This window comes from Enterobacter cloacae complex sp. P42RS (genome assembly GCF_014930595.1).
Taxonomy (GTDB): Bacteria; Pseudomonadota; Gammaproteobacteria; order Enterobacterales; family Enterobacteriaceae; genus Enterobacter; species Enterobacter bugandensis.
On record NZ_JADBRK010000001.1, the window covers coordinates 250,409 to 276,813 of the forward strand.

Annotated in this window: 27 protein-coding genes and 2 pseudogenes; 13 read left to right on the forward strand and 16 right to left on the reverse strand. The window is 56.9% G+C overall.

Going from position 1 to position 26,405, the window contains the following annotated elements; genetic code table 11:
• Positions 1 to 30: 30 nt before the first annotated feature.
• The 5 genes from IM314_RS01185 to IM314_RS01205 form a co-directional block, all read right to left on the reverse strand.
• Positions 31 to 3,120, reverse strand: a complete 3,090-nt coding sequence (locus IM314_RS01185) for an efflux RND transporter permease subunit (protein ID WP_193358282.1) — start codon at positions 3,118 to 3,120, stop codon at positions 31 to 33.
• Positions 3,117 to 4,226, reverse strand: coding sequence for an efflux RND transporter periplasmic adaptor subunit (locus tag IM314_RS01190; RefSeq protein ID WP_193358281.1), 1,110 nt, complete (start codon positions 4,224 to 4,226; stop codon positions 3,117 to 3,119). Before IM314_RS01190 ends, IM314_RS01185 begins: the two co-directional genes overlap by 4 nt.
• Positions 4,227 to 4,300: 74 nt before the next feature.
• A complete protein-coding gene (locus tag IM314_RS01195) occupies positions 4,301 to 4,915 on the reverse strand; it encodes a TetR/AcrR family transcriptional regulator (RefSeq protein ID WP_041910138.1) in 615 nt (204 codons plus the stop codon).
• A 196-nt stretch (positions 4,916 to 5,111) separates the two neighbouring features.
• Positions 5,112 to 5,426, reverse strand: coding sequence for a PTS sugar transporter subunit IIB (locus IM314_RS01200; protein WP_047365488.1), 315 nt, complete (start codon positions 5,424 to 5,426; stop codon positions 5,112 to 5,114).
• 84 nt (positions 5,427 to 5,510) lie between these two features.
• Positions 5,511 to 5,978, reverse strand: a complete 468-nt coding sequence (locus tag IM314_RS01205; protein ID WP_193358280.1) for a nuclear transport factor 2 family protein — start codon at positions 5,976 to 5,978, stop codon at positions 5,511 to 5,513.
• A 119-nt stretch (positions 5,979 to 6,097) separates the two neighbouring features.
• Here IM314_RS01205 and IM314_RS01210 point away from each other — a divergent pair, with 119 nt between their 5' ends.
• Together IM314_RS01210 and IM314_RS01215 are read left to right on the forward strand one after the other, a co-directional pair.
• Positions 6,098 to 6,655, forward strand: coding sequence for a TetR/AcrR family transcriptional regulator (locus tag IM314_RS01210; protein ID WP_227008533.1), 558 nt, complete (start codon positions 6,098 to 6,100; stop codon positions 6,653 to 6,655).
• Between the two features lie 101 nt (positions 6,656 to 6,756).
• Positions 6,757 to 7,269 (forward strand): GNAT family N-acetyltransferase, encoded by a 513-nt coding sequence (locus IM314_RS01215; protein WP_041910132.1) that lies wholly within the window; start codon positions 6,757 to 6,759, stop codon positions 7,267 to 7,269.
• On the opposite strand, the gene IM314_RS01220 is transcribed toward IM314_RS01215, so the two are convergent.
• Both IM314_RS01220 and IM314_RS01225 read right to left on the reverse strand, forming a co-directional pair.
• Entirely contained in the window at positions 7,250 to 8,038 is a 789-nt protein-coding gene (locus tag IM314_RS01220) for a hypothetical protein (protein ID WP_041910130.1), read from the reverse strand. The two genes, IM314_RS01215 and IM314_RS01220, sit on opposite strands and share 20 nt — an antisense overlap.
• Position 8,039: 1 nt before the next feature.
• Positions 8,040 to 8,237, reverse strand: a complete 198-nt coding sequence (locus IM314_RS01225; protein ID WP_008502331.1) for a hypothetical protein — start codon at positions 8,235 to 8,237, stop codon at positions 8,040 to 8,042.
• Between the two features lie 257 nt (positions 8,238 to 8,494).
• Between IM314_RS01225 and IM314_RS01230 the strand changes: the two genes are divergently transcribed.
• From IM314_RS01230 to IM314_RS01265, 8 genes are read left to right on the forward strand one after another with little or no spacing between them, the layout of a single operon-like run.
• Positions 8,495 to 8,929, forward strand: coding sequence for a nuclear transport factor 2 family protein (locus IM314_RS01230; protein ID WP_028013056.1), 435 nt, complete (start codon positions 8,495 to 8,497; stop codon positions 8,927 to 8,929).
• A complete protein-coding gene (locus IM314_RS01235) occupies positions 8,926 to 9,645 on the forward strand; it encodes an SDR family NAD(P)-dependent oxidoreductase (RefSeq protein WP_193358279.1) in 720 nt (239 codons plus the stop codon). The genes IM314_RS01230 and IM314_RS01235 overlap by 4 nt, the downstream gene beginning before the upstream one ends.
• On the forward strand, positions 9,642 to 10,901 hold the full coding sequence (locus IM314_RS01240) for an NAD(P)/FAD-dependent oxidoreductase (RefSeq protein ID WP_193358278.1): 1,260 nt from the start codon (positions 9,642 to 9,644) through the stop codon (positions 10,899 to 10,901). Before IM314_RS01235 ends, IM314_RS01240 begins: the two co-directional genes overlap by 4 nt.
• A 1-nt stretch (position 10,902) precedes the next feature.
• Entirely contained in the window at positions 10,903 to 11,625 is a 723-nt protein-coding gene (locus IM314_RS01245; RefSeq protein ID WP_193358277.1) for a DUF1365 domain-containing protein, read from the forward strand.
• Positions 11,622 to 12,842 carry a cyclopropane-fatty-acyl-phospholipid synthase family protein gene (locus tag IM314_RS01250; protein ID WP_060573023.1) on the forward strand — a complete coding sequence of 407 codons (1,221 nt, stop codon included), beginning with the start codon at positions 11,622 to 11,624 and terminating at the stop codon, positions 12,840 to 12,842. Before IM314_RS01245 ends, IM314_RS01250 begins: the two co-directional genes overlap by 4 nt.
• On the forward strand, positions 12,839 to 13,324 hold the full coding sequence (locus IM314_RS01255) for a DUF2878 domain-containing protein (protein WP_153655919.1): 486 nt from the start codon (positions 12,839 to 12,841) through the stop codon (positions 13,322 to 13,324). The genes IM314_RS01250 and IM314_RS01255 overlap by 4 nt, the downstream gene beginning before the upstream one ends.
• Positions 13,321 to 13,845 carry a hypothetical protein gene (locus IM314_RS01260; RefSeq protein WP_048956423.1) on the forward strand — a complete coding sequence of 175 codons (525 nt, stop codon included), beginning with the start codon at positions 13,321 to 13,323 and terminating at the stop codon, positions 13,843 to 13,845. Before IM314_RS01255 ends, IM314_RS01260 begins: the two co-directional genes overlap by 4 nt.
• Positions 13,842 to 14,369 (forward strand): DUF3833 domain-containing protein, encoded by a 528-nt coding sequence (locus IM314_RS01265; protein WP_193358276.1) that lies wholly within the window; start codon positions 13,842 to 13,844, stop codon positions 14,367 to 14,369. Before IM314_RS01260 ends, IM314_RS01265 begins: the two co-directional genes overlap by 4 nt.
• 2 nt (positions 14,370 to 14,371) lie before the next feature.
• Here IM314_RS01265 and IM314_RS01270 read toward each other — a convergent pair whose 3' ends face one another.
• Together IM314_RS01270 and IM314_RS01275 are read right to left on the reverse strand one after the other, a co-directional pair.
• Entirely contained in the window at positions 14,372 to 14,830 is a 459-nt protein-coding gene (locus IM314_RS01270) for a DMT family transporter (RefSeq protein WP_193358275.1), read from the reverse strand.
• 4 nt (positions 14,831 to 14,834) lie between these two features.
• Positions 14,835 to 15,269 carry a DMT family transporter gene (locus tag IM314_RS01275; protein WP_193358274.1) on the reverse strand — a complete coding sequence of 145 codons (435 nt, stop codon included), beginning with the start codon at positions 15,267 to 15,269 and terminating at the stop codon, positions 14,835 to 14,837.
• A 95-nt stretch (positions 15,270 to 15,364) separates the two neighbouring features.
• On the opposite strand from IM314_RS01275, the gene IM314_RS01280 reads away from it, so the two are divergent.
• A complete protein-coding gene (locus tag IM314_RS01280) occupies positions 15,365 to 16,297 on the forward strand; it encodes a LysR family transcriptional regulator (RefSeq protein ID WP_193358273.1) in 933 nt (310 codons plus the stop codon).
• A 5-nt stretch (positions 16,298 to 16,302) separates the two neighbouring features.
• On the opposite strand, the gene IM314_RS01285 is transcribed toward IM314_RS01280, so the two are convergent.
• The 5 genes and pseudogenes from IM314_RS01285 to IM314_RS01305 all read right to left on the reverse strand — a co-directional run bounded on the left by IM314_RS01285 (position 16,303) and on the right by IM314_RS01305 (position 19,993).
• A complete protein-coding gene (locus IM314_RS01285) occupies positions 16,303 to 17,331 on the reverse strand; it encodes a methionine synthase (RefSeq protein WP_041910105.1) in 1,029 nt (342 codons plus the stop codon).
• A gap of 23 nt (positions 17,332 to 17,354) precedes the next feature.
• Positions 17,355 to 18,329: a DUF1852 domain-containing protein gene (locus IM314_RS01290; RefSeq protein WP_045261399.1), complete on the reverse strand. Its 975-nt coding sequence runs from the start codon at positions 18,327 to 18,329 to the stop codon at positions 17,355 to 17,357.
• 196 nt (positions 18,330 to 18,525) lie between these two features.
• Positions 18,526 to 18,624: pseudogene (locus IM314_RS01295) on the reverse strand (type VI secretion system tube protein Hcp); the annotation flags it as partial.
• Between the two features lie 18 nt (positions 18,625 to 18,642).
• A pseudogene (locus IM314_RS01300) lies at positions 18,643 to 18,867 on the reverse strand (DUF4926 domain-containing protein); the annotation flags it as partial.
• Positions 18,868 to 18,877: 10 nt separating this feature from the next.
• The gene (locus IM314_RS01305; RefSeq protein WP_193358272.1) at positions 18,878 to 19,993 is read right to left on the reverse strand and encodes a DUF6883 domain-containing protein; all 1,116 of its coding nucleotides are present in this window, start codon (positions 19,991 to 19,993) and stop codon (positions 18,878 to 18,880) included.
• Between the two features lie 308 nt (positions 19,994 to 20,301).
• Here IM314_RS01305 and IM314_RS01310 point away from each other — a divergent pair, with 308 nt between their 5' ends.
• A complete protein-coding gene (locus IM314_RS01310; RefSeq protein WP_041910098.1) occupies positions 20,302 to 20,841 on the forward strand; it encodes a DUF2058 domain-containing protein in 540 nt (179 codons plus the stop codon).
• A 7-nt stretch (positions 20,842 to 20,848) separates the two neighbouring features.
• On the opposite strand, the gene IM314_RS01315 is transcribed toward IM314_RS01310, so the two are convergent.
• On the reverse strand, positions 20,849 to 21,535 hold the full coding sequence (locus IM314_RS01315; RefSeq protein ID WP_193358271.1) for an RluA family pseudouridine synthase: 687 nt from the start codon (positions 21,533 to 21,535) through the stop codon (positions 20,849 to 20,851).
• A gap of 90 nt (positions 21,536 to 21,625) precedes the next feature.
• Positions 21,626 to 22,231 (reverse strand): FMN-dependent NADH-azoreductase, encoded by a 606-nt coding sequence (azoR, locus tag IM314_RS01320; RefSeq protein WP_008502313.1) that lies wholly within the window; start codon positions 22,229 to 22,231, stop codon positions 21,626 to 21,628.
• 204 nt (positions 22,232 to 22,435) lie between these two features.
• On the opposite strand from azoR, the gene hrpA reads away from it, so the two are divergent.
• A complete protein-coding gene (hrpA, locus tag IM314_RS01325; protein ID WP_193358270.1) occupies positions 22,436 to 26,338 on the forward strand; it encodes an ATP-dependent RNA helicase HrpA in 3,903 nt (1,300 codons plus the stop codon).
• The last annotated feature ends 67 nt before the right edge of the window (positions 26,339 to 26,405 follow it).

A 26,405-nucleotide genomic window follows, 5' to 3' on the forward strand; every position in this document is an offset into this window, starting at 1 on the left:
GCCTCAGGTCAGTTATCTACTGATGGTAGTTTACACGCTTTCAGTGGTATGCTGCACACGTTGTTCAGCCGGGCGGATCCGGAACCAGATCGCATACATCGCGGGCAGGAAGACGAGCGTAATGATCGTCCCGCCCAGCGTGCCGCCGATCAGCGTCCAGGCCAGCGTGCCCCAGAACACCGAATGCGTCAGGGGAATGAACGCCAGCACGGCCGCCATGGCGGTGAGTAAGACCGGCCGCGCTCGCTGGACCGTCGCCTCGACCACCGCCTGGAACGGATCGAGGCCGTCCCTCTGGTTATGATCGATTTGACCGATCAGAATCAGCGTATTGCGCATCAGAATGCCGGAGAGGGCGATCAGGCCGACCAGCGCGTTGATGCCAAACGGCTGATTAAATATCAGCAGGGTCGGCACAACGCCAATCAGCCCCAGCGGCGCGGTTAAGAACACCATGACCATCGCGGAGAGTGAGCGCACCTGCAAAATGATGATCAGCAGCGTCAGGGCAATCATGATCGGGAAGAGCGGTAACATGGCCTGCGTGGCTTTGCCCGACTCCTCAATCGACCCCGCCATGTCAATGCGGTAGCCGGCCGGTAGCGAATCAACGATCGGCTGGAGCTGCTTCATGATGGCGACCGACACGTCCGGCGGCTGAAGATTGTCGGCGATATCGCCCCGTACGGTAATCGTGGGGGTGCGATCGCGACGGCGAAGGACCGGGTCTTCCATGCCGACCTCTATCTTGCCAATTTGGGACAGTGGCACGCGCTGTCCCGCATTGCCGACCAGGGTAAAGCCTTCGATTTTTGCCGGGTCAAGGCGGATATCACCCGCCGCGCGGGCAACGACCTCTACCGATCGAATATCTTCCCGCACGGAGGTGACAGGCACGCCTGAGAGCAGGAACTGAAGCTGCCCGGCAACGGCACTGGAGGTTAAGCCGGTCGCCTGCAGGCGGTTTTGATCGAGGGTGAAATGCAATACGGGAACGCGTGACCCCCAGTCGGTATTGACGGTTCTCATCATCGGGCTTGCCTGAAGCACGGCTTTCACCCGTTCGGCGATGTCATGCACCTGTTTGACATCCGGCCCCGACACGCGCCAGGCAACCGGGAAAGGCGAGTAGGGGCCAAACACCAGCTGCGTCACCCGCACGCGGGCTTCGGGCGCAAGGCCGCTGGCGACGGCCTCCCTGAGCCTGAACTTGAGCGCCTCGCGTGACGTCTCGCTGTCCGTCAGGATCACGATTTTCGCAAAAGAGGGATCGGGCAGCTCGGGGGCCATTGCCAGATAGAAACGGGGCGAGCCCTGACCAATATAGGCCGTGACGATTTTGGCTTCTGGCTGCTTGCTCAGCCACGCTTCTATTTTTGCAGTAGCAGCGCTGGTTTGCGCAATCGAGGTACCATAAGGCATCTGTACTTCAACCAGCACTTCCGGGCGATCGGAGGTCGGGAAGAACTGTTTTTTTACCAGCCCCATGCCAAGCACGGCCAGAATGAAAATGGCGACTACGGACCCGGCCACGCGCCATTTTCTGGCGATAACGCGGCCAAGCAGCTGGCGAAAACGGTTATAGCGAGGCGTGTTATAGATGGCGGCATGGCCGCCTTCCACTTTGGGGATCGCCGGCAGGATCTTCACCCCCAGATACGGCGTGAACACCACCGCAACAAACCATGAGGCAATCAGAGCGAGGCCGACAATCCAGAACATATTGCTGGTGTATTCCCCGGCGGTCGACTGGGCAAACCCATTCGGCATAAAGCCAATCGCCGTCACCAGTGTACCGGCCAGCATCGGCGCGGCGGTGTGGCTCCAGGCGTAGGCTGAGGCTTTGATTCTGTCGTAACCTTCCTCCATCTTCACCACCATCATTTCGATGGCGATAATGGCATCGTCAACCAGCAGGCCGAGGGCGAGGATCAGGGAGCCCAGCGTGACGCGGTCAAAGTTTATTCCCGCGGCCTCCATCACCACGAAGACGACCGCCAGCGTCAGCGGGACCGCCGCCGCGACCACCACCCCCACGCGCCAGCCCATGCTGACAAAACAGACCACCATGACCACAAGCAGGGCGACGAAGAATTTGATCATAAACTCATCGACCGACGAGCGGATATTCACGGACTGGTCGGTGACCTTGGTCAGGGTCATGCCAAGCGGCAGGCTATCATTGATTTTCGCCGTCTCCGCATCCAGCGCTTTACCCAGCGCCAGGCCGTTCCAGCCCTCACGCATGACAACACCCAGCAGCAGGGCGGGTTCATGCTGATTGCGTATCAGCATCGTCGGGGGATCTTCATAGCCTCGTTCAACCGTTGCCACATCCGACAGCGTGAGCGTTTTGCCCTGAGCGACTAAAGGCGTATCGCGGATTTTCTGCAGTTCATCGAACGCGCCGTCCAGGCGGATAAAAATCTGCGCGCCCCGGGTCTCAATGGCGCCCGCCGCGGCCAGGGCATTCTGGTCGTTGAGGGCATTGAAAATATCCTGCGGTGAGAGGCCCATCGTCGCCAGACGGTCATGAGAGAAGGCGATATAAATCCGCTCGGCCTGTTCACCGATGATATTCACTTTTTTGACCCCTGGAACGTGCAGAAGCTGCTGGCGCAGGCCTTCGGCATCGCGTACCAGTTGCCGCTGCGGTTCGCCTTTTGCTTTCAGAGCAAAGAGGGCAAAGGTGACATCCGAGAATTCGTCATTGATCATCGGGCCGATGACGCCCGCCGGGAGACGCTGGGATTCATCCCCAAGCTTTTTACGCGCCTGATAGAACTCCTCCTGCACTTCGGCTGGCGGGGTCTTATCCTGCAACGACAGCGTGATAAATGCCATGCCGGGACGGGTATAGGTTTCGGTACGGTCATACCATTTGAGCTCCTGCAGGCGCTTTTCCAGCGGCTCCGCGACCTGATCCTGGATCTCCTGCGCGGTTGCGCCCGGCCAGACGGCAATCGCCGTCATCTGCTTCACGGTGAAGGGCGGATCTTCCGCGCGTCCCAGTCCAAAAAAAGCGTAAATACCGGCAATGGTCACCAGAACGATCAGAAACAGCGTGACGGAACGCTCGCGGACGGCCAGCGCGGACAGGTTGAAGCGACTTTGGCTCATGGCGCGTTCTCCGCCGGAGCGGCATGGCGTTGTTCTGCAACCCGGACAACTTCACCTTCGTGCAGAAGATGGGCGCCTAACGCAACAATCTTCTCCCCGGGCTTCACGCCGCCCGTGACCTGGACCGCATCTTCGTCCACGCTCAGCACCTTAACCGGCGTCCATGTGACCTTTGCCGGCTGGGCGGAAATGCGCCAGACGCCGGGCCCTTTACCCGCATCGTAGAGTGAGGCCAGCGGGACCTGCATGGCCTGACCTTCCGCTTTCGGGTCTTCAAGGCTGAGCGTGACGGTCGCCCCCAGCGGCGCGTTCGCCAGCTGGCCAGCCAGCACGTAGCGTGCTTCATACGTCCGGGTTGTGGCATCCGCGGAGTCAGACAGCAGTCGCAACGTGGCGGTGACCGGGTGTTGTTCACGGCCATAAAGCGTGGCTCGTGCTTCGCTGCCGACGGCAGGGCGCAGCGTTTCCGGAAGCTGCACGAGCGCTTCGCGCTGTCCCGCTCTGGCAAGGCGGATCGCCACCTGCCCGGCGCTGACCACCTGACCGGGTTCGGCAAGCGTCTCCATCACCACGCCGTCTGAATCCGCCAGCAGGACGGCATAGCCCGTGGCGTTTTGCGCAACGTTGGCCTGCGCCCGGGCGGCGCTGAGATCCGCCCTGGCCGTATCGGCCGCCGCTTTAATCTGATCGTACTCCGCGGCGGACACCGCGCCGGTTGCCACAAGACCGCGATAACGCGCCTCATCGCTGGTGGCTTTTCTCGCCCGCGCCTGGGCAGCATCCACCGCGCGCTGCTGCGCCTGAGCCTGTAATTTCAGATCAACCGGATCCAGACGCAGTAAGGGCTGGCCCTCTTTGACAGTCTGACCGGTATCCACCAGACGTTCGAGGATTTTACCCTGAACCCTGAAGCCCAGGTCGCTTTGCGTTCTTGCCACCACCACGCCCGTAAAGGTGCGAGCGGCTGGATTCGCCATCTCGACGGAGGCGGATCTGACAAGCGGTGGCCTGGTGCGTGGATCGTCACTCGCGGCAATATCGCCGCATGCCGCGAGGGCAAACGGCAGAAGACATATGGCAAGGCGGGCTGAAGTGAGCCTGAGCATGGGAAACCCTTTTGAAGTAACAGGACAGTTTCCGCATTCTGTGATTAGTGACCAATAAAGTCAATGGTCACTAATCAGGGGGCCAGGCTTCTTAAAATCAGTGAGGAGAGGAGTACCGCTGCCGTTGGGGCAGTTTCAAGGTTGTACTGCAGCTGAACGGGGTTAATGTAAGGGCACATCACCATGTAAACGGCGCAGGTGACCTCATCCAGTGGCGTCTTCCTTTCGAACTCTCCAGCCTGTCTGCCTTCGATAATGATGCTCTCAATCAGCTTCAGGAGGCTTTCGGTATACCTTTCCGTCGAAGGCCACTTCTCCCGTGACGCGACGGCGGCGATGTCGTAGAGCTTGCGATCGTGGAAAAACAGCTCGCTTCCGGCCTCGGTAAGTGCTTTAAAGAGACGGCGGAGTTTTTCGCTGGCTGACGGCGCATCCGCAATGGCGGAAAGCACGGCCGTCATGATCAGCTCCAGGCGGTTAGCGCAGATCACCTCGCCGATAGCCTGCTTGGAATCGAAGAACTTATAAATATAGGATTTTGAAAAACCGATAGATTTCGCCAGCTCGGCGACGGTGGTTTTTTCATAGCCGTAGTGACCGAAGTGCTCAAAGGCCGCTTCGACGATTTGCTCTCTGACAGAATGGTCAAGTGGACCACGTATTGATGGGGCGTTCATAGTTTTAGTCATTATGTAAGCTTAGCGTGACGAGCTACGATTGACAACGAGTGACCATTTCGTATTTTGGTTACATCCGTTTTCGTCGTGAGCCGTTCAGACGGGACGATCAACCAGGTGGGGTAAGTGTATCACTGTTTTTCGCGCGCTATGGCATCTATCTGTCTGAGGGGGCGAGGAGGCCGCAATAGCGATGCGGCCTTGTCTGTCAGGCAGCCAGTTCAGGCATTTGCTCCTTTACGAAATTCAACACCTTTTTCGCGTCCAGAGACGCGTAGGGAAGACTCTCAATGATGGCGATTGAACGTGTATTGCCCACCGTTGCGTGTATCTCGTCGAGTTTGTACTGAATGTGCGGCGCGATAAGAAAACCGTCGAAAGCGGGGGCGACGCTGGCGAAGTTATCCAGCCCAACGGCGCTAATCATCAGTGGATAGCCTTCTTGTTCTGCCAGGGACTGCATTTTTTTGGCAAGAGCGTTTGCGGTATTACCGAACAAACAACATATCAGAAGCTTTTTCATATTTTGTTCCTCCTGAAAACCGCTCATAGGGTAGCCCTGAGGTGGTCACCGAAATGCGCGCTATCTCTGATTTTGGTGACAAAACTATAACCCCAGATCGCTCAATGAGGGATGATCGTCCGGGCGTCTACCCAACGGCCAGTGGAACAGTCGCTCGGATTCTTTTATCGGCATATCGTTAACGCAGGCAAAACGGCGCTTCATCAGTCCGTCCGGTTCAAACTCCCAGTTTTCATTGCCGTACGAGCGGAACCAGTTGCCGGAATCATCATGCCATTCATAGGCATAGCGAACGGCGATGCGGTTATCCGTACACGCCCAAAGCTCTTTAATCAAACGATAATCGAGCTCTTTTTTCCATTTCCGCTCCAGAAACGCCTGCGCCTCTTCACGGTTGGTGGCGAACTCCGCGCGGTTGCGCCATTGAGTATCCAGCGTATAGGCCAGCGCGACCTTCGCCGGGTCGCGGCTATTCCAGCCGTCTTCTGCCAGTCTGACTTTTTCGATGGCGCTTTCACGCGTGAAGGGCGGTAAAGGAGGACGTGCGTTCATTGCGATTACCTCTGTCTGTTATTATGTAGACAGATCTGTCTACTTGCGCTAATCTATGCTTGAAAAATAACGCTGTCAACACTCCTTTTAGAGGCTGCCGAAAAGTGAATACACCCGTCATGAGCAACGATAAAAAAATCAGCGTCAGGGATAAAATATTACATACGGCGCACGATCTGTTTTATTCCACGGGTTTCAAAGCCACGGGGGTAGATACGCTGATTAAAGAGGCGAAAGTGACGAAGGTGACGTTTTATCGCCATTTTCCGGGTAAAAGCTTACTTATTCTTGCCTACTTACAGTACCGGCATGAAATATGGATTAACTGGTTTGAAACTACGCTGCGTCGACATCTCGACGCAGGCCTGACAGCGTCTGATGCATTATCCGCAACGCTTCACGAATGGTTTGTTTCGCCCGAGTTCCACGGTTGCGCGTTTATTAATGCCAGCGCCGAAGCCAAATCCGAAGATATTGAAAGCGAAATAAAAGCGATATGCCGCGATCATAAAATCGAAACTAAGAATATTATTGCGTCGCTGACGAAGATCGCGGATGAGCACGTCGTCAATGAAATCATGTTGCTCATTGACGGTGCCATTATTCATGTGCAGATGGGCATGGAGACGGATGAGGTCATTGCTCCGTTGAAGAGGGCATTAGCCGGGTGTACTTAACGTCGTTCACCGCAATACTATATGCTGCAAGAATTTAACTTTTTTTGTCTTTCTCGTTTCGCACGACATCACACGTAAAGCGGCTAGTAAGGATACCTTCCATGACTCATCGAATTCGACAGGCCACCGGGGCCGATTCTGCGCTCTTAAGCGAACTTGGATACCGCATTTACCCCGCCCATTTTCAGCATCTGTGGGTATCAGACGCCGAGATGAAGGCCTTTCTGGACGGCGAGTACGCCGTTTCTGTACTTGAACAGAGCCTGAAAGAGCAGAATGTGACCTGGTATATTGCACAGACCGATCGGCCTGTGGGATTTATGAAAGTGACCTGGGACGCCATGCTTCCAGAAACGGACAAGAGGGGCGTTCTCCTCAATAAGCTCTACCTCGATCCTGCCGAGACCGGCAAGCACTATGGTCAGGACATGTTCAATAAAATTATCGACATGGCCCGGAGCAGGGGAAAGGACTATCTTTGGCTGGAAGTGCTTGAGCAGAACGCGGGAGCGTACCGGTTCTACCAGAAGCAGGGCATGCTCTGCATTAAGAACGTCCTTTTTGAAACAGCCTCACAGCAGAGCATACTCAGAATTATGGGGATGTCTCTTTAGGGCCAGGGCTATCGTCCCGCTGCGCCAGCGACAGCGCGCTGGCGCTGGCAGGATCGAACAGCGAGATGCTCTCAATCTGATTAAGCAAAATCACCTTGCGGAATGACATGGCGCTGCGGGGTTCAGAGTCGAGCGTAATGTCATGCTCCGCATACCACCTGCTGTAATTATTCTCGATACGCAGATCCATCGTCTTCGCATCCCGGTACCCGCTCAACATTGGGATCAGCACAATATTGGCCGTTTTTTCATATTCCAGCGTCGCGGTGTGGATCATACCGACGTAAATCCGCCGCGACCGGAGTGTGACCTGCGCCAGCTCGCCTTGCTCCATACACTGATAGAGCAGTTGTTCAATCCCGCTCGCCTGTGCAAGCCGTTTGTAGAGCTTTTTCCGGCTCTCGCCGTCCAGCCTGGCGCTGCCTGCCCAGTTAGAGCGGTAGAGGCAAAACAGAATGGCAAACGCCAGCATCACCACCACCGGCGCCTGAATACCTAAAAAACTCCAGTTCATAAAGTCGATTTGCCAGTCGGTGTATTTCGGTGAGGCAAAGTGAAAAGCGTTGTTGGCGGCGGAAAGGGCGAACAGCAGCAGCCAGAGCAATCCCGTGGCGATTACGCCCTGCAAAACGAAAATACAGCCGTAAAGCGCGACGAGAAAATAGACGTCCCAGCCAAAGGAACGCTTAATTTTAAAGCGGGTCGACAGATCGCGGCTGGTGTACCAGTACCCGCAGACCATCAGCACCATAAATATCGCCGTTCCCATATCAGGCCCTCTTCAGCGCGTTAACGTGACGCAGAAAGTCCTGCCGCACCTCGTTGCTCTTGTAGTTCACCGAGGCGTTCCCGTCCTGGTCGATAATGATGCGGTCGCCATCTTCCACGGCTTCAATAATTTCCTGCTGACTCATCACCTGCAGTAAGGATTCCGGGCTTGAGAAGAGGGAGAGAAAGAAACGTTTCATGTCAGGCATCCTTATGAATAAAAAGGATAAGCCTGGAAGATGACGGCTGAATTTGCCTTAAGGATAACCTGAAAGTGAAAGTCGGGTGGCGGCTACACCTTACCCGGCCTACAAAACCGTCAAATGTTTGAGCTTTCAACTTATTGATATTTATGGGTAATAAAAAATAAATTTGCACAAACTTGGACAAATAACGTTAATTGTGTAAGTTTTAATTATGCGATTACGCCACGTTGTTTACAGCCAGGATGTGACCCATGAGCACTTTGCCCTCTGTCGTGAGTCGGTTTATTGAGTACTATGCCGCACTGGATAGCCAGCCGCCGACCGCGCTGGTCGGGCTTTACCATTCGAATGCCACCCTTATCGATCCGTTCGGCGAGCACAACGGTATTTTCGCGCTTCAGCGCTATTTCACCCATCTGCTGGCAAACGTCGAGCAGTGCCGTTTTTCTATCGATCCGCCGCTCTGCAGCGGGAACCGGTTTGTTGTCACCTGGGTAATGCACTGGTCGCATCCGCGCATTGCCGGAGGCGAGCCGCTTGAACTGCCAGGATGTTCGGTGGTGGACACCGAAAACAATCTCATCACGCGTCAGCGGGACTTCTACGATGCGGGAGAGATGATCTACGAACACCTCCCTCTGCTGGGCTGGGCGGTACGCGGCGTGAAGCGGAGGGTCAAATCATGAAGACGGTGCTGATTACCGGCGCAAGCTCTGGCATCGGCGCGGGGCTGGCGAAGTCCTTTGCTGCTGACGGCTACCACGTGATTGCCTGCGGGCGCGATCCGGCGCGGCTTGAAGCGCTACATCAGACCTGCCCCAGTCTCACCGTTCGCCTGTTCGATATGACAGACAGGGACGCCTGTCGCCAGGCGCTCAGCAGCGTTTACGCCGATCTGGTTATTCTCTGCGCCGGTACCTGCGAATACCTCGACGGCGGCGTGGTGGATGCGGCGCTGGTGGAGCGGGTCATGAGCACCAATTTTCTCGGGCCGGTGAACTGCCTGGCCGCGCTGCAGCCGCAGCTGGTTGCCGGTAACCGCGTGGTGCTGGTGAGCTCGATGGCCCACTGGCTTCCCTTCCCGCGGGCAGAGGCCTACGGCGCGTCCAAAGCGGCGCTGAGCTGGTTTGCCGACAGCCTGCGTCTGGACTGGGAGCCAAAGGGGATTGCCGTGACGGTCGTCTCTCCGGGATTTGTCGATACCCCGCTGACGCGCAAAAACGATTTTGCCATGCCGGGCAGGGTGAGCGTTGACGAAGCGGTCAAGGCGATCCGTACCGGGCTGGCAAAGGGCAAAATGCATATCGCGTTTCCGGCCGGGTTTGGCCTTATTTTGCGGCTGCTCTCCGGGCTGCCCGCGTTTTTGCAGCGCGCGCTGCTGCGCAGGATGGTGCGCTCATGAACATTGCAATTATCGGCAGCGGCATCGCCGGGCTGACCTGCGCCTGGCGGCTGGCAGGGCATCATCAGGTAACCCTGTTTGAAGCGGGCACCACGCCCGGCGGCCATACCGCGACGGTTGACGTCTCAACGCCGCAGGGCACATACGCGATCGATACCGGGTTTATTGTCTACAACGACCGCACCTACCCGCGCTTTATGGGCCTGCTCAGCGAGCTCGGCATCAGCGGGCAAAAAACACAGATGAGCTTTTCAGTACACAACCCCGAGACGGGGCTTGAGTACAACGGCCACACCCTGACGTCGCTGTTTGCCCAGCGCCGAAACCTGGTAAACCCGGCATTCTGGCGGCTGCTCGGTGACATCGTCCGCTTTAACCGCCTGGCGAAACAGGCGCTTGAAGGGGAGGTCGATCCGAACGCAACGCTGCAGACGTTTCTGGACCAGCACGGCTTCACGCCGTTTTTTGCGCGCCACTACATTCTGCCGATGGGGGCCGCGATCTGGTCGTCGTCACTGCAGGAGATGAAGCGTTTCCCGCTGCCGCTCTTCCTGCGCTTCTTTCACCATCACGGCCTGCTGGATATCACCCAGCGTCCGCAGTGGTACGTGGTGCCGGGCGGCTCGCGGGAGTATATCCGCGCCATGCTGGAAAAACTGGGCGACCGCCTGACGCTGCACCTGAACGCGCCTGTTCTGCGGGTGAGCCGCCACGCGCACGGGGTCACGCTCCAGCTTGAAAACGGCAGCCACACCTTCGACCAGGTGATATTTGCCTGCCACTCCGCCCAGGCGCTGGCCATGCTTGACGACCCGACCGCCTCAGAGCGCGAAGTGCTGGGCGATATCGGCTGGCAGCGCAACGAGGTTGTTTTGCACAGCGATCCGCGCTGGCTGCCGGTGCGACAGCGCGCCTGGGCCAGCTGGAACTACCGCCTGAGCGCGCAGGAGCAGGCCAGCGCCTGCGTCACCTACAACATGAACATTCTGCAGGGTCTGCCTGCGGGCAGCCCACTGTTCTGCGTCACCCTGAACCCGGACGAGCCGGTGGATGAACGCTTCGTCCTGCAACGCTTTGTCTATGAGCATCCGCTGTTTAACCCGCAAAGCTGGCGTGCGCAGGCGCGCCGTGGGGAGATCAACGGTCATCACCGGAGCTGGTTCTGCGGCGCTTACTGGTACAACGGTTTTCATGAAGACGGCGTGCGCAGCGCGCTGGACGTGGTCAATGAAATAGCCGCCGGGGAGGGGAACTGACATGAACAGCTGCCTCTATCACGGCGTATTGCGCCACCGCCGCCTTCAGCCGAAAACGCATGAATTCAGCTACGGCGTTTTTATGGCCTGGCTGGATCTTGATGAACTGCCGCTGCTGGCGTCCGTCGGCGTACGGCGCAACCGCTTTGCCGCCGCCGCGTTCCATGACGCGGACTACCCGCTCGGCACGCCGCTTAAAGAGAACGTGCTGAACAGGCTGGAGAGCCTGACCGGGGAACGTCCCGCAGGGCGGGTCATGCTTCTGACGCAGCTGCGCTACTTCGGGTTTCATTTCAATCCGGTCAATTTTTACTACTGCTATGACCAGGAAAACACGCTTCGCTGGGTGCTGGCGGAGGTGCGCAATACGCCGTGGAACGAGCGCCATTATTACGCGGTCGACGGGCAAAATGCCCGGCCCACGGAAAAAGCGTTTCACGTTTCCCCCTTCAACCCAATGGACATGGTCTACCACTGGCGCTTCAACAACCCGGACAACACGTTGCATATGCACATTGAAAATCATCAGGAGGCGAAGGTCTTTGACGCCACGCTGGCCCTGCGCAGGGAGCCTCTGACCCGCCCGGCGCTGCGCGCGCTGCTGCTGCGCATCCCGTTGATGACTCTGAAAACCGTTTTCGCCATTTACTGGCAGGCGCTGAGGCTGTGGCTCAAGCGCATGCCGCTGTATAACCATCCCGTCAGCAGGAGTGAACGCTCATGACCGATCCCGTCTTTGCGCTAGAACCCGATATCCCGCGCAACGTCCGCATCGCGCGATGGCTGCTGTTTCGTCTGTTAAGCGGCATTCGCGGCGGCTCACTCACCCTGCGTGAAGGGGCGCAGACCTTCCATTTTGGCGAGACATCCTCCGCGCTGCACGCCGACGTGCAGATCCTCACGCCCGGCGTCTACTGGCGCGTCTTAACGGGCGGGAGCCTTGCCGCCGCAGAAGCCTGGATGGACGGCGAATGGGAGACCGCGCAGCTTACGCCGCTTCTGCAAATTCTGGCCCTCAACGGCGAGGTGCTTGGTCGTCTGGAGAACGGGTTTCGGCTGCTTGGCCGACCGCTGGAGCGGCTGCGCCACTGGACGCGGCGCAACTCTCGCGCCCAGGCCCGCGAAAATATTGCCGCCCATTACGATCTGGGCAACGCTTTCTATGCCCATTTTCTGGATAAGGAACTGCTTTACTCCAGCGCACTGTTTACCGCGGACGAGCAGGATCTGACGGCGGCTCAGCAAGCCAAAATGGCTCGCCTCTGCGACCAGCTGGCGCTAAACCCGGGTGATCACCTGCTGGAAATTGGCACCGGCTGGGGGGCGATGGCGGAATACGCCGCCCGTCACTACGGCTGTCGGGTGACCACTACCACGCTGTCGCAGGAGCAATATATCTGGGCGACCGAGCGCATTGCCCGCGCCGGGCTGCAGGATCGGGTTGAGGTACTGCTCTGCGACTATCGCGACCTTACCGGGCAGTACGACAAGCTGGTCTCGATAGAGATGATTGAAGCCGTCGGGCAACGCTATCTGCCCACGTTCTTCCGTACCTGTCAGGCGCGGCTGCGCCCCGGTGGACGGATGGCGATTCAGGCCATCACCATTCAGGACCAGCGCTACCGCGACTACAGCAAAAGCGTCGATTTTATCCAGCGCTACATTTTCCCCGGCGGCTTCCTGCCGAGCATTACGGCGATGAACGAGCTGATGACGCGCCACACCGATTTCGTGGTGCGCAATCTCTTCGACATGGGACCGGACTACGCCCGCACGCTGGCCCACTGGCGGCAGCGCTTTGTCCACGCCTGGCAGGAGATTGAAAAGCTTGGCTTTGATGAACGGTTCCGCCGCATGTGGCTGTACTACTTCGGCTACTGCGAAGCCGGGTTTAACGCCCGCACCATCAGCGTGGTGCAGCTGACCGCCGAGCGCGTATGAGACGCTACCTTCAGGTCTTTCTGCTGGCCGTCGCGTTCGATCTCTACTGGGCGCTGGTAGTGCTGTTTCGCGAACAGGGCCTGATTATCTGGCTCGGGCTGGCGATCCTGGCGTGTATGTTATTGCCGTCAGCTTACCGTCTATACGCCATTGGTCTGGCCGCGGCGGGCAGCCTGCTGGATGCGCTCTGGGCGTTGACGGGGCTGATTGCCTTCACGGGTGACTCCCTGATGCCGCTCTGGATGGTGGCATTGTGGCTGATGTTCGCCGTGGTCTGGACGCAGCTTGCGCGTACCACCACATTACCCGGCTGGCTGCTGACCCTGCTGGCGGCCGTGGGAGGCCCGGTAGCCTACCTGATTGGCGAGCGGTTGGGCGCCATCACGTTTCTGGAGCCAACCTTTATCGTCGTCAGCTGGATGGCGCCGGGCTGGCTGGTGCTGATGCTGTTTTTCCACCTGCTAATGGGGAGACAAAAATGAGGGCTGCGGTTCTGCTGTTTTGCCTCATGCTGGTTGTTCCTGGTGCTCAGGCCGCCGACTGGCTGGCCTGGCGCAAGGTGGGCGACGCCACGCTGACCTGGGGGCCGTTCACGGTCTATACCTCTCAGCTCCGCACGCCGGATGGCCGTTACAGCCGGGACGATCAGGATCAGGCGCTGATTATTACCTACGCGCGCGACATAGATCGCGATGAACTGGTTGAGGCGACCCGCGACCAGTGGCAGGCGCAGGGGATCCTGACGCAGGAACCGCAAAGTGAAGCCTGGCTAAGGATGCTCCAGTCCCTGTGGCCGGATGTCCGGCCGGGTTCACAGCTGGCGTTTGTTCTCAACGATAAGCAGGGGCAGTTCTGGTACCGCGCGTCGGCGGCGCAAAAATCCTTTATTCCGCTCGGGCCGCGACAGTCAGAAGCGTTCAGCACCCGCTTTCTGGCCATCTGGCTCGATCCCCGCACGCAATATCCTGAGCTGCGTCAGCAGTTAATCGGAGGCCAAAAATGAAACGAATCCTGACGCTGGCGCTGGCATTCACGATGCTGCTGGCCGGCTGTAGCACCGACGTGTCCGAGTATCGCCAGCAGCAGCCGCGGCTTGATATTTTTAACTACTTTCAGGGCAAAACCGAAGCGTGGGGCATGGTGCAGGATCGCAGCGGCAAGCAGATACGTCGCTTTCACGTTGAGATTGCCGGGGACGTGATTGGCGATACGCTGACGCTGAACGAGCGCTTCGTTTACGACGACGGCGAGAAGCAGCAGCGGGTATGGCACATTCGCCGCGTGGGGAACGACCGCTACGAGGGAACGGCAGGGGATATTGAAGGGGTTGCGACGGGGCAGGCCGCAGGCAACGCCTTTAACTGGCATTACAGCATGAACGTGAAGGCCAACGGCAAAACCTGGCTGCTAAACTTTGATGACTGGATGTACCTGCAGGATGAAACGCATCTGTTTAATAAAACCGAGATGAAGAAATTTGGCGTCACCGTCGCCACGGTGACGCTGTTCTTCACCCGGAAGGCGTAAGCTTAGTCGCGAACATCGCCGGTTTTGCTGCTGGAGTAAATGAAGTACAGGGCAATCCCCAGGCACACCACCGCGCCCAGACGGCTCGGTGAAAACGGAATAGCGGGATTGTTCAACCAGCCAAAGTTATCTATCAGCATGCTCATGGCGAGCTGGCCGAATATCACCGCCACCGTGGCGACGGCGGTGCCGATGCGCTGCACGGCGAGCACCATGATCACAATGTAGGGCACGCCGAACATCGCCCCGAGAAGCTGCCATTTCGGCACGTCCAGCAGCGTGACCGTCTGCTTAGGCTCAAAGTAGAAAATGAGCAGGGCGGTCACCAGCGCGCCGACGGAAAACGTCAGAAACGCGCTCTTGAAAACGCCCACGCTGCTGCCGAGCTGTCCGTTAATTGCGGCCTGTATGCTCAGCGTCGCGCCGCCGCAGATGGCGAGAATTATCATCATCAGTGTCATGTGTTTACCCCTTTGCGACCAGTACCAGTGCGGCAATAATAAAAACCAGCGCCACGATGCGTCTTGCGTTTATCTTCCTGTGCGGCGTACCCAGCAGGCCAAAGTGGTCAATGATCAGGCTTTTAAAAACCTGACCTGCCAGAATGCCGATCATCGTCAGAGCGATGCCGATAGCGGGGGTGGCGACAGTCAGAATGACAACGTAAACAGGACCCAGCACGCCGCCGAGCAACTGCCAGCCGGGCTGTGCGAAAAACGACGGACCGTTGCGCGGGCTGAAAAACAGCATCAGCAGAAAGGTCAGCGCGGCGCCGACCCCGAAAATGCTGAACGTGGCCCATAAATCGCCTACTTCTCCCCCTAACGGCCCCAGCAAACCCGCCTCGACGGAGAGGCCCATCCCGCCGGCAATCACCAGTAAAATCAATACAAACTGCATTATGCTTCCTCCATTATCAGGCGAAGAAGATTACGTCGGTAGACATGTGAGAAAAATGCCATAATGCAGGAAACACCTTTGCAGGAAATGCATTAATGTCAGATGCCGGAAGCATGAACCTTCGCTCACTGCTGCTGTTTATTGCCGTCTATGAAACGCAGAACTTTTCCGTCGTTGCGCGACGGGAGGGAATTTCTGCATCGCAGGTGTCGCGGATTATTCATCAGCTTGAGGACGCGCTCGGCCAGCAGCTGTTCTATCGCAATACCCGGGCGGTGATCCCCACGGAAAACGGGCATCTTTTTATCCGCTATGCCCGGGCGATGGTCGATAACTTCGAAGAGGCGCGTCGGGAGCTGGATGAACGTTCGACCGAACCCTCCGGCACGGTACGCATTAACGGGCCGGTATTTTTTGGACAGAGGCACGTTGCACCCGGCCTGGCAGGACTGGCCGAGCGTTATCCACGGTTAACCATAGAGCTGACGCTGACCGATGACTTTATCGACCCGCACCGGGATGCCGCCGACCTCATTTTTCGCATCGGCACGCTGACGGACTCGACGTTCCACGCCCGCATCTTCGGGCAGCAGCGCTACCATCTTGCCGCGTCGCCCGCGTATCTGCATCAACACGGCGTACCGGCCGACCCGGCCGTGCTGAGCCAGCATAAATGCCTGGTGTATCGCGGTTCGTCTGGCCCTAATCGCTGGCTTGTGCGACGCAAGGGGGAGAATTGGGTGCACTATCCCGTGGCGCCGCTGATGACGTCCAATAATGCGGAGTCGCTGCTCATTGCCGCGCTGGGTGGAATGGGGATCGTCCTGTTTCCGGACTGGCTGATTGGCGACAGGCTGCAGCGGGGGGAGCTGGTCGCTCTTATGCCGAAAATGGCGTGCGCTATCAATACGGAGCCGCTGAATATTGCGGCGATCTATCCTCACGCACGTCATCCGCCCCTGAACGTCAGGGCGGTGATTGATTATTACGTGGCGTTTTTCGGCTCGCCGCCGTACTGGCAAACGTAAGGCAATTACGCGCCGAGTTCCTTGCGGATAATTTCTGCGCCGGCGCTGAGCGCTTTCAGCTTACCGTTAGCCACCTGACGGGAGAGGGGAGCCATGCCGCAGTTGGTTGAGGGGTAAAGCTTGTCGGCGTCGACGAACTGCAGCGCTTTACGCAGGGTGTCGGCGACCTCTTCTGGCGTTTCGACGGTGTTGGTTGCCACGTCAATCGCCCCAACCATCACCTTTTTACCACGAATCAGCTCCAGCAGATCCATCGGTACGCGGGAGTTGTGGCACTCGAGGGAAATAATGTCGATGTTAGAGGTTTGCAGCTTAGGGAAGGCCTCTTCATACTGGCGCCATTCTGAGCCGAGCGTCTTTTTCCAGTCGGTATTGGCCTTGATGCCGTAGCCGTAGCAGATGTGTACCGCGGTTTCGCATTTCAGACCCTCAATGGCGCGCTCGAGCGCGGCGATACCCCAGTCGTTGACCTCATCAAAAAAGACGTTAAACGCCGGCTCGTCGAACTGGATAATATCCACGCCCGCGGCTTCTAATTCACGCGCTTCCTGGTTGAGGATTTTGGCGAATTCCCAGGCCAGCTTTTCGCGGCTTTTATAATGCGCGTCGTAAAGGGTGTCGATCATGGTCATTGGCCCTGGCAGGGCCCATTTGATCGGCTTGTCCGTGAGCTGGCGCAGGTACTTTGCATCGTCCACGAATACCGGCTTCTGACGTGCAACGGCAGAAACCACGGTCGGCACGCTGGCGTCGTAGCGGTTACGAATGCGCACCGTCTGGCGATTTTCAAAATCGACGCCGCTCAGGTGTTCAATAAAGGTGGTGACGAAGTGCTGACGGGTCTGTTCCCCGTCGCTGACAATATCGATTCCCGCACGGATCTGCTCGTCAAGGGACAGGCGCAGTGCATCCTGTTTACCCGCCAGTAATTCCTGATCCTGCAATTTCCACGGAGACCAGAGCGTTTCAGGTTGCGCAAGCCAGGTCGGCTTAGGCAGGCTGCCAGCCGTAGACGTCGGGAGCAATGTTTTCATAATAAAAGACCTTTTTTGATGAATTAAAGCGTGTAGTTATCAGACCACTGCTCGAGAATATGTTTATAAGGCTTAATGAAATATTCTTCGGTAAATCGACCCTGTTCAATCGCCAGCCGGCTTCGCTCTTCGCGGTCATAAATAATTTTGGTTAATGAATGATCCTGCTGGTTCAGGTCCGGGCGATAAAAAAGTCCCGCCGCCGAGTTCGCGTTATAAATTTCCGGGCGATAGATTTTCTGGAACGTCTCCATCGTGCTGATGGTGCCGATTAGTTCCAGATCGGTGTAATCGCTCAGCAAGTCTCCGGTAAAGAAGAACGCGAAAGGCGCCACGCTGTTCTCAGGCATGAAGTAGCGGACCTTCAGGCCCATTTTGGCGAAGTACAGTTCCGTTAACGATTCGCCATCCGGCGCGTACTCAATACCCAGAACAGGGTGCTGGTTACCGGTGCGGCGATAAGTGTCTTTGCTCGAGACGCTCAGGCAGATCACCGGGCCCTTTCTGAAGTTCTCTTTGTATTCCGGCGAGTTCACAAAATGGCGGAAAATATTGCCGTGCAGTTCGCCAAACCTTTCCGGAATACTGAAGTGCTGCTGGTTCTTGTTGTGCTCCAGCAGCAGGACGCTGAAATCATAATCCCGCACGTAAGAGGAGAAGTTATTCCCGACAATGCCTGCGATACGCTGGTTATTTTTTTTGTCGACAATATACGTCTGCAAAATCTCGATGGCCGGGAACGGCTTTTCCGCGCCAATGTTCAAATCGACAGAGATGATTTCAAGCTCAACCGCGTAGCGATCGGCGGTCGGGTTATCCCAGCGCGCCAGGGCATTGAAGCGGTTGTTGATCATCACCAGCGTATTGCGCAGGTTTTCCTGACGTTTTTCCCCACGCGCCAGGTTGGCAAAGTTGGTGGTCGTACGCGTATTTTCTGACGGGTTGTAATTCTCATCGAAGCAACTGCGCTTAAGGGTATATGTGAAAGCTTTGCTCATTGTGGTTATGCATCCTAAGTTCATGTTGCTAAGAAGTTACCAATGCATAATTTATGCCTGAGCCCGCGGCGCAGGGGAAGTGACTTAATTTCAATGCAACATGAGGGAAGTTCATGAACAGGGAGACGCTGAGTGGAAACTTCAGATTGCTTCAGGCAGGGAAGTGAAAGAGTAAGGGGCATCGGGCCCCTTTGGGCTATGCTGTAGGACGTTCGTCCCAGGCGTCGCTGTGCATGATGTTCCCATCGACGATGCGCCAGCTAATTTTTTCATACTGCAGGCTTACGCTTTCAATCACACTTTATTCAGGGCGAACCAACCGTGTTTTGAGGGTGCCAGGAATGAAATAACTCTTTAGCTGAGCGGGTAGCAAAGCAGGCATTGCTATTGTTCTTCCTTCCTCGTCGCAAAATTCGACAAGATAGCCCAGTGTCGGAGTATCGAAAACCATAACAATCGTACCAACAGCCCCTTTTACCAGTCCTTCATCCGGTATATCCTCGTCTAAAACCACAACGTCTAATTCGGCTCTTTTCATTTTTGTTTTCTCATTTAACGAATAGGGTTGTCAGGCGAGGAACTAGCGCGTCAGTTTCATACATCCAGCCTGTACGCACGATCGCTGTTTCACCGTTGACGCCTAAAATGGGCATATCGACAGCCATTGTTTGACCGTAATTGTTGGCCTGCAACACTTTTGCTGGGACCGATAATACGCCTTCCTGAATTTTTGCTGCTAAAACATCTGCATTAGTTGGGTTATATCCCAGCGCTGACTCAAACACCCTGGCTTTGTGCCCACCTGTAGGATGTGTTGAATCTAAAGCATAGGTTGCGAGCTTTTTCGGATCGATAATGGCGTGTTCAGCGTTCACTAACGTACCGCTTTCAGATGTGAAACCTTTTACATAAGGGCTTTCAAACGTTGGTATTTTACTGAGACCCGATATTTCATCTATCTCGCTTAGAGGATTCAACCTGCCCATTGTTAATCCTGCTGCAACAGAGGCACCCGTAATAATTAACCCTTTGTTATTCATCACTTGATCGTAACCCGCTGGAGCATCCCCGCCAAGCTGCTGCGCGGTTTCATGAAACCCTTCAATGTTGCCGTTATATACACCGCCAGCGGCCAGCAGGTGGCCAACGGTTTTACTGTTCAGCGTTTTCCCCGATCGTGCTGTTGTTGGTCCGTAATAATCATAATGTATCCGTTGAGTGGGGGCAGGCTTCCTGCCTTGCCGATCGGCAATAACGTGCCGGTAGGCACTCATGATTGAGTCCTTATACCATGCATGCCAGGATGAGGCTGTAGGAGTAAACATCAGATCGCCGTTGTCGTCGATGTAAAATGGATTCCGGTCGCTGCTCCAGCGCCTGGAGGTATCTACACCAACAAGCCAGCCAATTTGCAGCTCGTGCTCAACCTCATCATAAATCGGATCTGCGTAGCCGCGACCTTTTCGCTCATACGGCCTTTTATATGGGGACACGCTGTATATTTTTTTGGGGAGACCAAAAGAGAGGCTTTGACCGTTAGCTTCATAAGACAGATCATAATGTATACATGCCTCTTTCAGCGAACCTGCCGGCGTGAGAATGTATTGAAAATCTCCAGGGCTTAATTGCCGTGTTAAATCATGTGACCGGTAGAGTCGGAACATGCCGAATCCTTATCGTTAAGCAACATTGTTTCTTTCAAGGGCATATTTTTTCATTCTTTAATAAGAAAAAGCAGCCTACGCCTGAAGCGAACACAGATATTCAACCCACATCATATTTATGAACTGCTCATTTTTTTTAAGAAAATAACCAGGCAATTTTTAACCATTTTTTTAGGCGTTAGCGTGAGTCTATGTTGAATCAATAATGAACCAGATTCAGGCAGCTAAACGGCATATCTGCTTCTCTGGTACACCATCCTCAATTCCCGCTATAATCCCCAAAATTTCCAACCGGTTTAGAAACGATCATGACAAAACTCACCTTACAAGAGCAGATGCTGAAAGCGGGCCTGGTCAGCAGCAAGAAAGCGGCGAAAGTGCAGCGCACGGCAAAGAAATCACGCGTTCAGGCACGTGAGGCTCGGGAAGCGGTAGAAGAGAACAAGAAGGCGCAGATCGAGCGTGACAAGCTGCTGAGCGAGCAGCAGAAGCAGGCCGTACTCGCGAAAGAGTTTAAAGCGCAGGTGAAGCAGCTGATCGAGATGAACCGCATTACCGTGGCGAAGGGCAATATCACCTTTAACTTCACCGACGGTAATCTGATCAAAAAAATTGAGGTCGACAAGCAGACGCAAACCCAGCTGATCAACGGCCGTCTGGCCATTGCGCGCCTGGTGCTCAATGCTAACGGTGACTGCGACTACGCGATCATTCCGGCAGTAGTGGCCGATAAAATTGCCCAGCGCGATGCCGACAGCATCGTGTTAAACAGCGCGCTCAGCCAGGAAGAGCAGGACGAAGACGATCCGTACGCGGACTTCAAAATCCCTGATGATTTGATGTGGTAAACCGCATTCAGAACGGGGCGGCGTGACGGGCGTTAACCGGCTCTCCGCTCACGGGATGAATAAAATTCAGCTCGCTGGCATGCAGCATCAGCCGGGGCGCGTCTTCTACCCCCGGCGCGTCAAGACCGCCATACAGATCGCAGCCCAGAATCGGGTGTCCCAGCTGCTGGCAGTGAATACGCAGCTGATGGGTTCGCCCGGTCTCCGGGATCAGTTTCACGCGTGTTAGCGGCAGTCCCGCCCCCTGATAAAACCGTTCCACGACCTGATAACGAGAGCGGGCGGGTTTACCGGTGATGGCGCAGATCGACATCAGTGGAAACAGCGCCGGGTCTTTGGCAATCGGCGCATCAATAACCCCTTCATCATTTTCCACGTGGCCGCAAAGCAGGGCGCTGTAGACTTTCTCCACGCTGCGCTGGCTGAACTGCTGGCACAGCGCCGCGTTGATGGCCTTATTGCGCGCAACCACCATCAGCCCGGACGTGCCAAAATCCAGACGGTGCACCAGCGTGCAGCCCGGGAACGTCTGAACCAGTCGATAGTGGACGGAATCAAGGTTTTGCGGATTTTTGCCCGAGAGGCTGAGCAGGCCGGAAGGCTTGTCGATCAGCAGCAGATGTTCATCCTGCCAGAGGATCTGAATGTCATCGTGACACGGTGGGGCAATAAAAGAATCAATGATCGCAGACATCAGGCCGCCCGGCTGGAGAGTGGGAGCGGATGATAACGAAATGCGGGGGAAAAGAAAAACCCTCCCACCGGGCGGTGAGAGGGAGAAGTCTTACGCTGCAACCAGGCTGTCGATGGCGGCTTTCGCGTCGGTCTGTGCTTTGGTCGCCACTTCCGGACCGTAAGCGATACCTTCCGCGAACACGAAGTTCACGTCAGTGATACCGATGAAGCCCAGGAAAAGGCTCAGGTACGGCGCAACCAGGTCGGTTGGGGTATCTTTGTGAATACCGCCACGGCTGGTCAGGACGATCGCACGCTTGCCTTTTACCAGACCTTCCGGGCCGTTCTCGGTGTAGCGGAAGGTTACGCCAGCGCGCGCCACCAGGTCGAAGTAGTTCTTCAGCTGGGTAGGAATGTTGAAGTTGTACATTGGGGCGTTGATGACGATGACGTCATGCGCCTGCAGCTCAGCAATCAGTTCGTCGGACAGGGCCAGGGCTTCCTGCTGACGCGGGGACAGTGGCGCATCGCTTGGGCGCAGCGCGCCAACCAGCTCGCCGTCCAGCACAGGAATAGGGTTTGCTGCCAGGTCACGCACGGTGATTTCGTCTGCAGAATGCTGTTCACGCCACTGTTCAACGAAGTAATCAGACAGCTGACCAGACTGAGAGTACCCTGCCAGAATACTGGATTTCAAAACTAATACTTTGCTCATGGGTGATTCCTGTTGTTGCATTTGATTGAAGGGGGGGCCCCGTTGCTTGTTGACACTTTATTCACAATCTTGCCACAGAGATAGCGCAATATATCGAAGCCTATGTTCGAATTTTTTGAATAAGGCGCTAAAAGCGTCAATGTGGTACTCTATAGCAATCATTAAAAAGAGATTTTATCCGGCAGAGCACTGCCCGTTAACGCTATGACAGAACAACCCAAAATCACCTTCCCGATGCTCCTGCAACAGCTTGATTCCCTGATGCTGCGCGATAAACAGCGGTTTTCCCGCCGGCTGCACGGCGTGAAGAAGGTTAAAAATCCTGATGCACAACAGGCCATTTACCAGGAGATGGCCAAAGAGATTGAACAGGCGGCAGGGAAGGTTGTGCTGCGCGAAGCCGCGCGTCCGGCGATCACCTACCCGGAAAACCTGCCCGTCAGTCAGAAGAAACAGGACATCCTTGAGGCCGTCCGCGACCACCAGGTGGTGATTGTCGCGGGGGAAACCGGTTCAGGCAAAACCACCCAGCTGCCGAAAATCTGTATGGAGCTGGGCCGCGGGGTGAAGGGGCTGATTGGCCACACCCAGCCGCGTCGTCTGGCGGCGCGCACCGTGGCGAACCGTATTGCCGAAGAGCTGCAGACGGAGCCGGGCGGCTGCATCGGCTACAAGGTGCGATTCAGCGACCACGTCAGCGACAACACCATGGTCAAGCTGATGACGGACGGTATCCTGCTGGCGGAAATACAGCAGGACCGCCTGCTGATGCAGTACGACACCATCATCATCGATGAAGCGCACGAGCGCAGCCTGAACATCGACTTCCTGCTTGGCTACCTGAAAGAGCTGCTGCCGCGTCGCCCTGATCTGAAAATCATCATCACCTCCGCGACCATCGACCCGGAGCGCTTCTCAAAACACTTCAACAATGCGCCGATTATTGAAGTGTCGGGCCGCACCTATCCGGTGGAAGTGCGCTATCGCCCGATTGTGGAAGAGGCGGATGATACCGAGCGCGATCAGCTGCAGGCCATCTTCGACGCCGTTGACGAGCTGGGCAACGAGAGCGCGGGCGACATCCTGATCTTCATGAGCGGCGAGCGCGAAATTCGCGATACCGCCGATGCGCTCAGCAAGCGCGACCTGCGCCACACCGAGATCCTGCCGCTGTATGCCCGCCTGTCGAACAGCGAGCAAAACCGCGTCTTCCAGCCACACAGCGGACGCCGTATCGTGCTGGCGACCAACGTGGCGGAGACCTCGCTGACCGTACCGGGGATTAAATACGTTATCGACCCGGGCACGGCGCGCATCAGCCGCTACAGTTACCGCACCAAGGTTCAGCGCCTGCCGATTGAGCCGGTCTCCCAGGCTTCCGCTAACCAGCGTAAGGGCCGCTGCGGCCGCGTGTCGGAAGGGATCTGTATTCGTCTTTATTCCGAAGACGATTTCCTGTCGCGCCCGGAGTTTACCGACCCGGAAATTCTGCGCACCAACCTGGCGTCCGTTATCCTGCAGATGACCGCGCTGGGGCTGGGCGACATCGCGGCGTTCCCGTTCGTCGAAGCGCCGGATAAACGCAACATTCAGGACGGCGTGCGTCTGCTGGAAGAGCTCGGGGCGATCACTACCGACGAGCAGGCCACGGTCTACAAGCTGACGCCGCTGGGCCGCCAACTCAGCCAGCTGCCGGTCGACCCGCGCCTGGCGCGCATGGTAATGGAAGCGCAAAAGCACGGTTGCGTGCGCGAGGCGATGATCATCACCTCGGCGCTCTCCATTCAGGACCCGCGCGAGCGTCCGATGGACAAACAGCAGGCATCGGACGAAAAGCACCGCCGCTTCCACGATAAAGAGTCCGATTTCCTCGCCTTTGTGAACCTGTGGAACTACCTCGGCGAGCAGCAGAAAGCGCTCTCCTCGAACCAGTTCCGCCGCCAGTGCCGCGTGGATTTCCTTAATTATCTGCGCGTGCGTGAATGGCAGGATATCTACACCCAGCTGCGCCAGGTGGTGAAAGAGCTGGGCATTCCGGTGAACAGTGAACCGGCGGAGTACCGCGAAATTCATATCGCGCTGCTGACTGGCCTGCTGTCCCATATCGGGATGAAGGATGCGGATAAGCAGGAATATACCGGCGCGCGTAACGCGCGTTTCTCCATCTTCCCGGGTTCCGGCTTGTTCAAGAAGCCGCCGAAGTGGACCATGGTCGCGGAGCTGGTGGAAACCAGCCGCCTGTGGGGGCGCATTGCCGCGCGCATCGACCCGGAATGGGTTGAGCCGGTGGCTCAGCACCTGCTGAAACGCTCGTACAGCGAGCCGCACTGGGAGCGCGCGCAGGGCGCGGTGATGGCGACCGAAAAAGTGACCGTTTACGGCCTGCCGGTGGTCGCCGCGCGTAAGGTCAACTACAGCCAGATCGATCCGGCGCTCAGCCGCGAGCTGTTTATCCGCCACGCGCTGGTGGAGGGGGACTGGCAGACGCGCCACGCGTTCTTCCGTGAAAACCTGAAGCTGCGCGCCGAGGTGGAAGAGCTTGAGCACAAGTCCCGACGCCGCGACATTCTTGTGGACGATGAGGCGCTGTTTGAGTTTTACGACCAGCGCATCAGCCATGATGTTATCTCCGCCCGCCACTTTGACAGCTGGTGGAAGAAGGCCAGCAAAGCGACGCCGGACCTGCTCAACTTCGAAAAGAGCATGCTGATTAAAGAGGGGGCGGAGTCGGTCAGCAAGCTCGACTACCCGAACTTCTGGCATCAGGGCAACCTCAAGCTGCGTCTGACCTATCAGTTTGAACCGGGCACCGACGCGGACGGCGTAACCGTCCACATTCCGCTGCCGCTGTTAAACCAGGTCGACGAGAGCGGGTTTGAGTGGCAAATTCCCGGCCTGCGCCGCGAGCTGGTGATTGCGCTGATCAAATCCCTGCCGAAACCGGTGCGGCGCAATTTTGTGCCAGCGCCAAACTATGCGGAAGCGTTTCTGGGCCGCGTCACGCCGCTGGAACTGCCGCTGCTGGACGCGCTGGAGCGTGAGTTCCGCCGCATGACCGGCACCACCATCGACCGCGAAGACTGGAACTGGGATCAGGTGCCCGATCACCTGAAAATCAGCTTCCGCGTGGTGAATGATAAAAACAAAAAGCTGCTGGAAGGGCGTTCCCTCAGCGAGCTGAAAGAGGCGCTGAAAGGCAAAGTTCAGGAGACGCTTTCTGCGGTGGCGGACGACGGCATCGAGCAGAGCGGGCTGCATATCTGGAGCTTTGGCCAGCTTCCGGAAAGCTACGAGCAGAAGCGCGGCAACTATAAGGTCAAAGCCTGGCCGGCGCTGGTGGACGAACGTGACAGCGTGGCGATCAAACTGTTTGATAACCCGCAGGAACAGCAGCAGATGATGTGGCGCGGGCTGCGCCGCCTGCTGCTGCTCAACATCCCGTCGCCGATCAAGTATCTGCACGAGAAGCTGCCGAACAAAGCCAAGCTGGGGCTCTACTTTAACCCGTACGGCAAGGTGCTGGATCTGATTGACGACTGCATCTCCTGCGGCGTGGACAAGCTGATCCACGAGGCGGGCGGCCCGGTCTGGACGGAAGAAGGTTTTGCGAAGCTGCATGACAAGGTTCGCGCCGAGCTGAACGACACCGTGGTGGAGATTGCCAAACAGGTCGAGCAGATCCTCACCGCCGTGTTCAATATCAACAAGCGCCTGAAGGGGCGCGTGGATATGGCCATGGCGCTGGGGCTGTCGGACGTGAAGGCGCAGATGGCGGGGCTGGTGTACCGCGGCTTTGTCACCGGCAACGGCTTTAAGCGTCTGGGCGATACGCTGCGCTATCTGCAGGCGATTGAAAAACGTCTGGAGAAAATGGCGATCGATCCGCACCGCGATCGCGCGCAGATGCTGAAGGTCGAAAGCGTGCAGCAGGCGTGGCAGCAGTGGTTAAACAAGCTGCCGCCGGCGCGCCGCGACGATGAAGATGTGCAGGAGATCCGCTGGATGATCGAGGAGCTGCGCGTCAGCTTCTTTGCCCAGCAGCTCGGTACGCCGTATCCGATTTCGGATAAGCGTATATTGCAGGCGATGGAGCAGATTTCCGCTTAACGTCCTTGCCCGGTTTTCTCCCTTTCCCTGTGGGAGAGGGTCGGGGTGAGGGCATCAGCCCGCACAT

Bases quoted from the DNA above. Each gene is read 5' to 3' on its own strand.
- hrpA (WP_193358270.1), top strand. From the start codon at position 22,436: ATGACAGAACAACCCAAAATCACCTTCCCGATGCTCCTGCAACAGCTT.
- IM314_RS01225 (WP_008502331.1), bottom strand. From the start codon at position 8,237: ATGAAACGTTTCTTTCTCTCCCTCTTCTCAAGCCCGGAATCCTTACTG.
- IM314_RS01195 (WP_041910138.1), bottom strand. From the start codon at position 4,915: ATGACTAAAACTATGAACGCCCCATCAATACGTGGTCCACTTGACCAT.
- IM314_RS01220 (WP_041910130.1), bottom strand. From the start codon at position 8,038: ATGGGAACGGCGATATTTATGGTGCTGATGGTCTGCGGGTACTGGTAC.
- IM314_RS01270 (WP_193358275.1), bottom strand. From the start codon at position 14,830: ATGACACTGATGATGATAATTCTCGCCATCTGCGGCGGCGCGACGCTG.
- IM314_RS01185 (WP_193358282.1), bottom strand. From the start codon at position 3,120: ATGAGCCAAAGTCGCTTCAACCTGTCCGCGCTGGCCGTCCGCGAGCGT.
- IM314_RS01205 (WP_193358280.1), bottom strand. From the start codon at position 5,978: ATGAACGCACGTCCTCCTTTACCGCCCTTCACGCGTGAAAGCGCCATC.
- IM314_RS01215 (WP_041910132.1), top strand. From the start codon at position 6,757: ATGACTCATCGAATTCGACAGGCCACCGGGGCCGATTCTGCGCTCTTA.
- IM314_RS01305 (WP_193358272.1), bottom strand. From the start codon at position 19,993: ATGTTCCGACTCTACCGGTCACATGATTTAACACGGCAATTAAGCCCT.
- IM314_RS01265 (WP_193358276.1), top strand. From the start codon at position 13,842: ATGAAACGAATCCTGACGCTGGCGCTGGCATTCACGATGCTGCTGGCC.
- IM314_RS01190 (WP_193358281.1), bottom strand. From the start codon at position 4,226: ATGCTCAGGCTCACTTCAGCCCGCCTTGCCATATGTCTTCTGCCGTTT.
- IM314_RS01235 (WP_193358279.1), top strand. From the start codon at position 8,926: ATGAAGACGGTGCTGATTACCGGCGCAAGCTCTGGCATCGGCGCGGGG.
- IM314_RS01260 (WP_048956423.1), top strand. From the start codon at position 13,321: ATGAGGGCTGCGGTTCTGCTGTTTTGCCTCATGCTGGTTGTTCCTGGT.
- IM314_RS01255 (WP_153655919.1), top strand. From the start codon at position 12,839: ATGAGACGCTACCTTCAGGTCTTTCTGCTGGCCGTCGCGTTCGATCTC.
- IM314_RS01310 (WP_041910098.1), top strand. From the start codon at position 20,302: ATGACAAAACTCACCTTACAAGAGCAGATGCTGAAAGCGGGCCTGGTC.
- IM314_RS01200 (WP_047365488.1), bottom strand. From the start codon at position 5,426: ATGAAAAAGCTTCTGATATGTTGTTTGTTCGGTAATACCGCAAACGCT.
- IM314_RS01315 (WP_193358271.1), bottom strand. From the start codon at position 21,535: ATGTCTGCGATCATTGATTCTTTTATTGCCCCACCGTGTCACGATGAC.
- IM314_RS01275 (WP_193358274.1), bottom strand. From the start codon at position 15,269: ATGCAGTTTGTATTGATTTTACTGGTGATTGCCGGCGGGATGGGCCTC.
- IM314_RS01230 (WP_028013056.1), top strand. From the start codon at position 8,495: ATGAGCACTTTGCCCTCTGTCGTGAGTCGGTTTATTGAGTACTATGCC.
- IM314_RS01290 (WP_045261399.1), bottom strand. From the start codon at position 18,329: ATGAGCAAAGCTTTCACATATACCCTTAAGCGCAGTTGCTTCGATGAG.
- IM314_RS01245 (WP_193358277.1), top strand. From the start codon at position 10,903: ATGAACAGCTGCCTCTATCACGGCGTATTGCGCCACCGCCGCCTTCAG.
- IM314_RS01240 (WP_193358278.1), top strand. From the start codon at position 9,642: ATGAACATTGCAATTATCGGCAGCGGCATCGCCGGGCTGACCTGCGCC.
- IM314_RS01210 (WP_227008533.1), top strand. From the start codon at position 6,098: ATGAGCAACGATAAAAAAATCAGCGTCAGGGATAAAATATTACATACG.
- IM314_RS01280 (WP_193358273.1), top strand. From the start codon at position 15,365: ATGTCAGATGCCGGAAGCATGAACCTTCGCTCACTGCTGCTGTTTATT.
- IM314_RS01285 (WP_041910105.1), bottom strand. From the start codon at position 17,331: ATGAAAACATTGCTCCCGACGTCTACGGCTGGCAGCCTGCCTAAGCCG.
- azoR (WP_008502313.1), bottom strand. From the start codon at position 22,231: ATGAGCAAAGTATTAGTTTTGAAATCCAGTATTCTGGCAGGGTACTCT.
- IM314_RS01250 (WP_060573023.1), top strand. From the start codon at position 11,622: ATGACCGATCCCGTCTTTGCGCTAGAACCCGATATCCCGCGCAACGTC.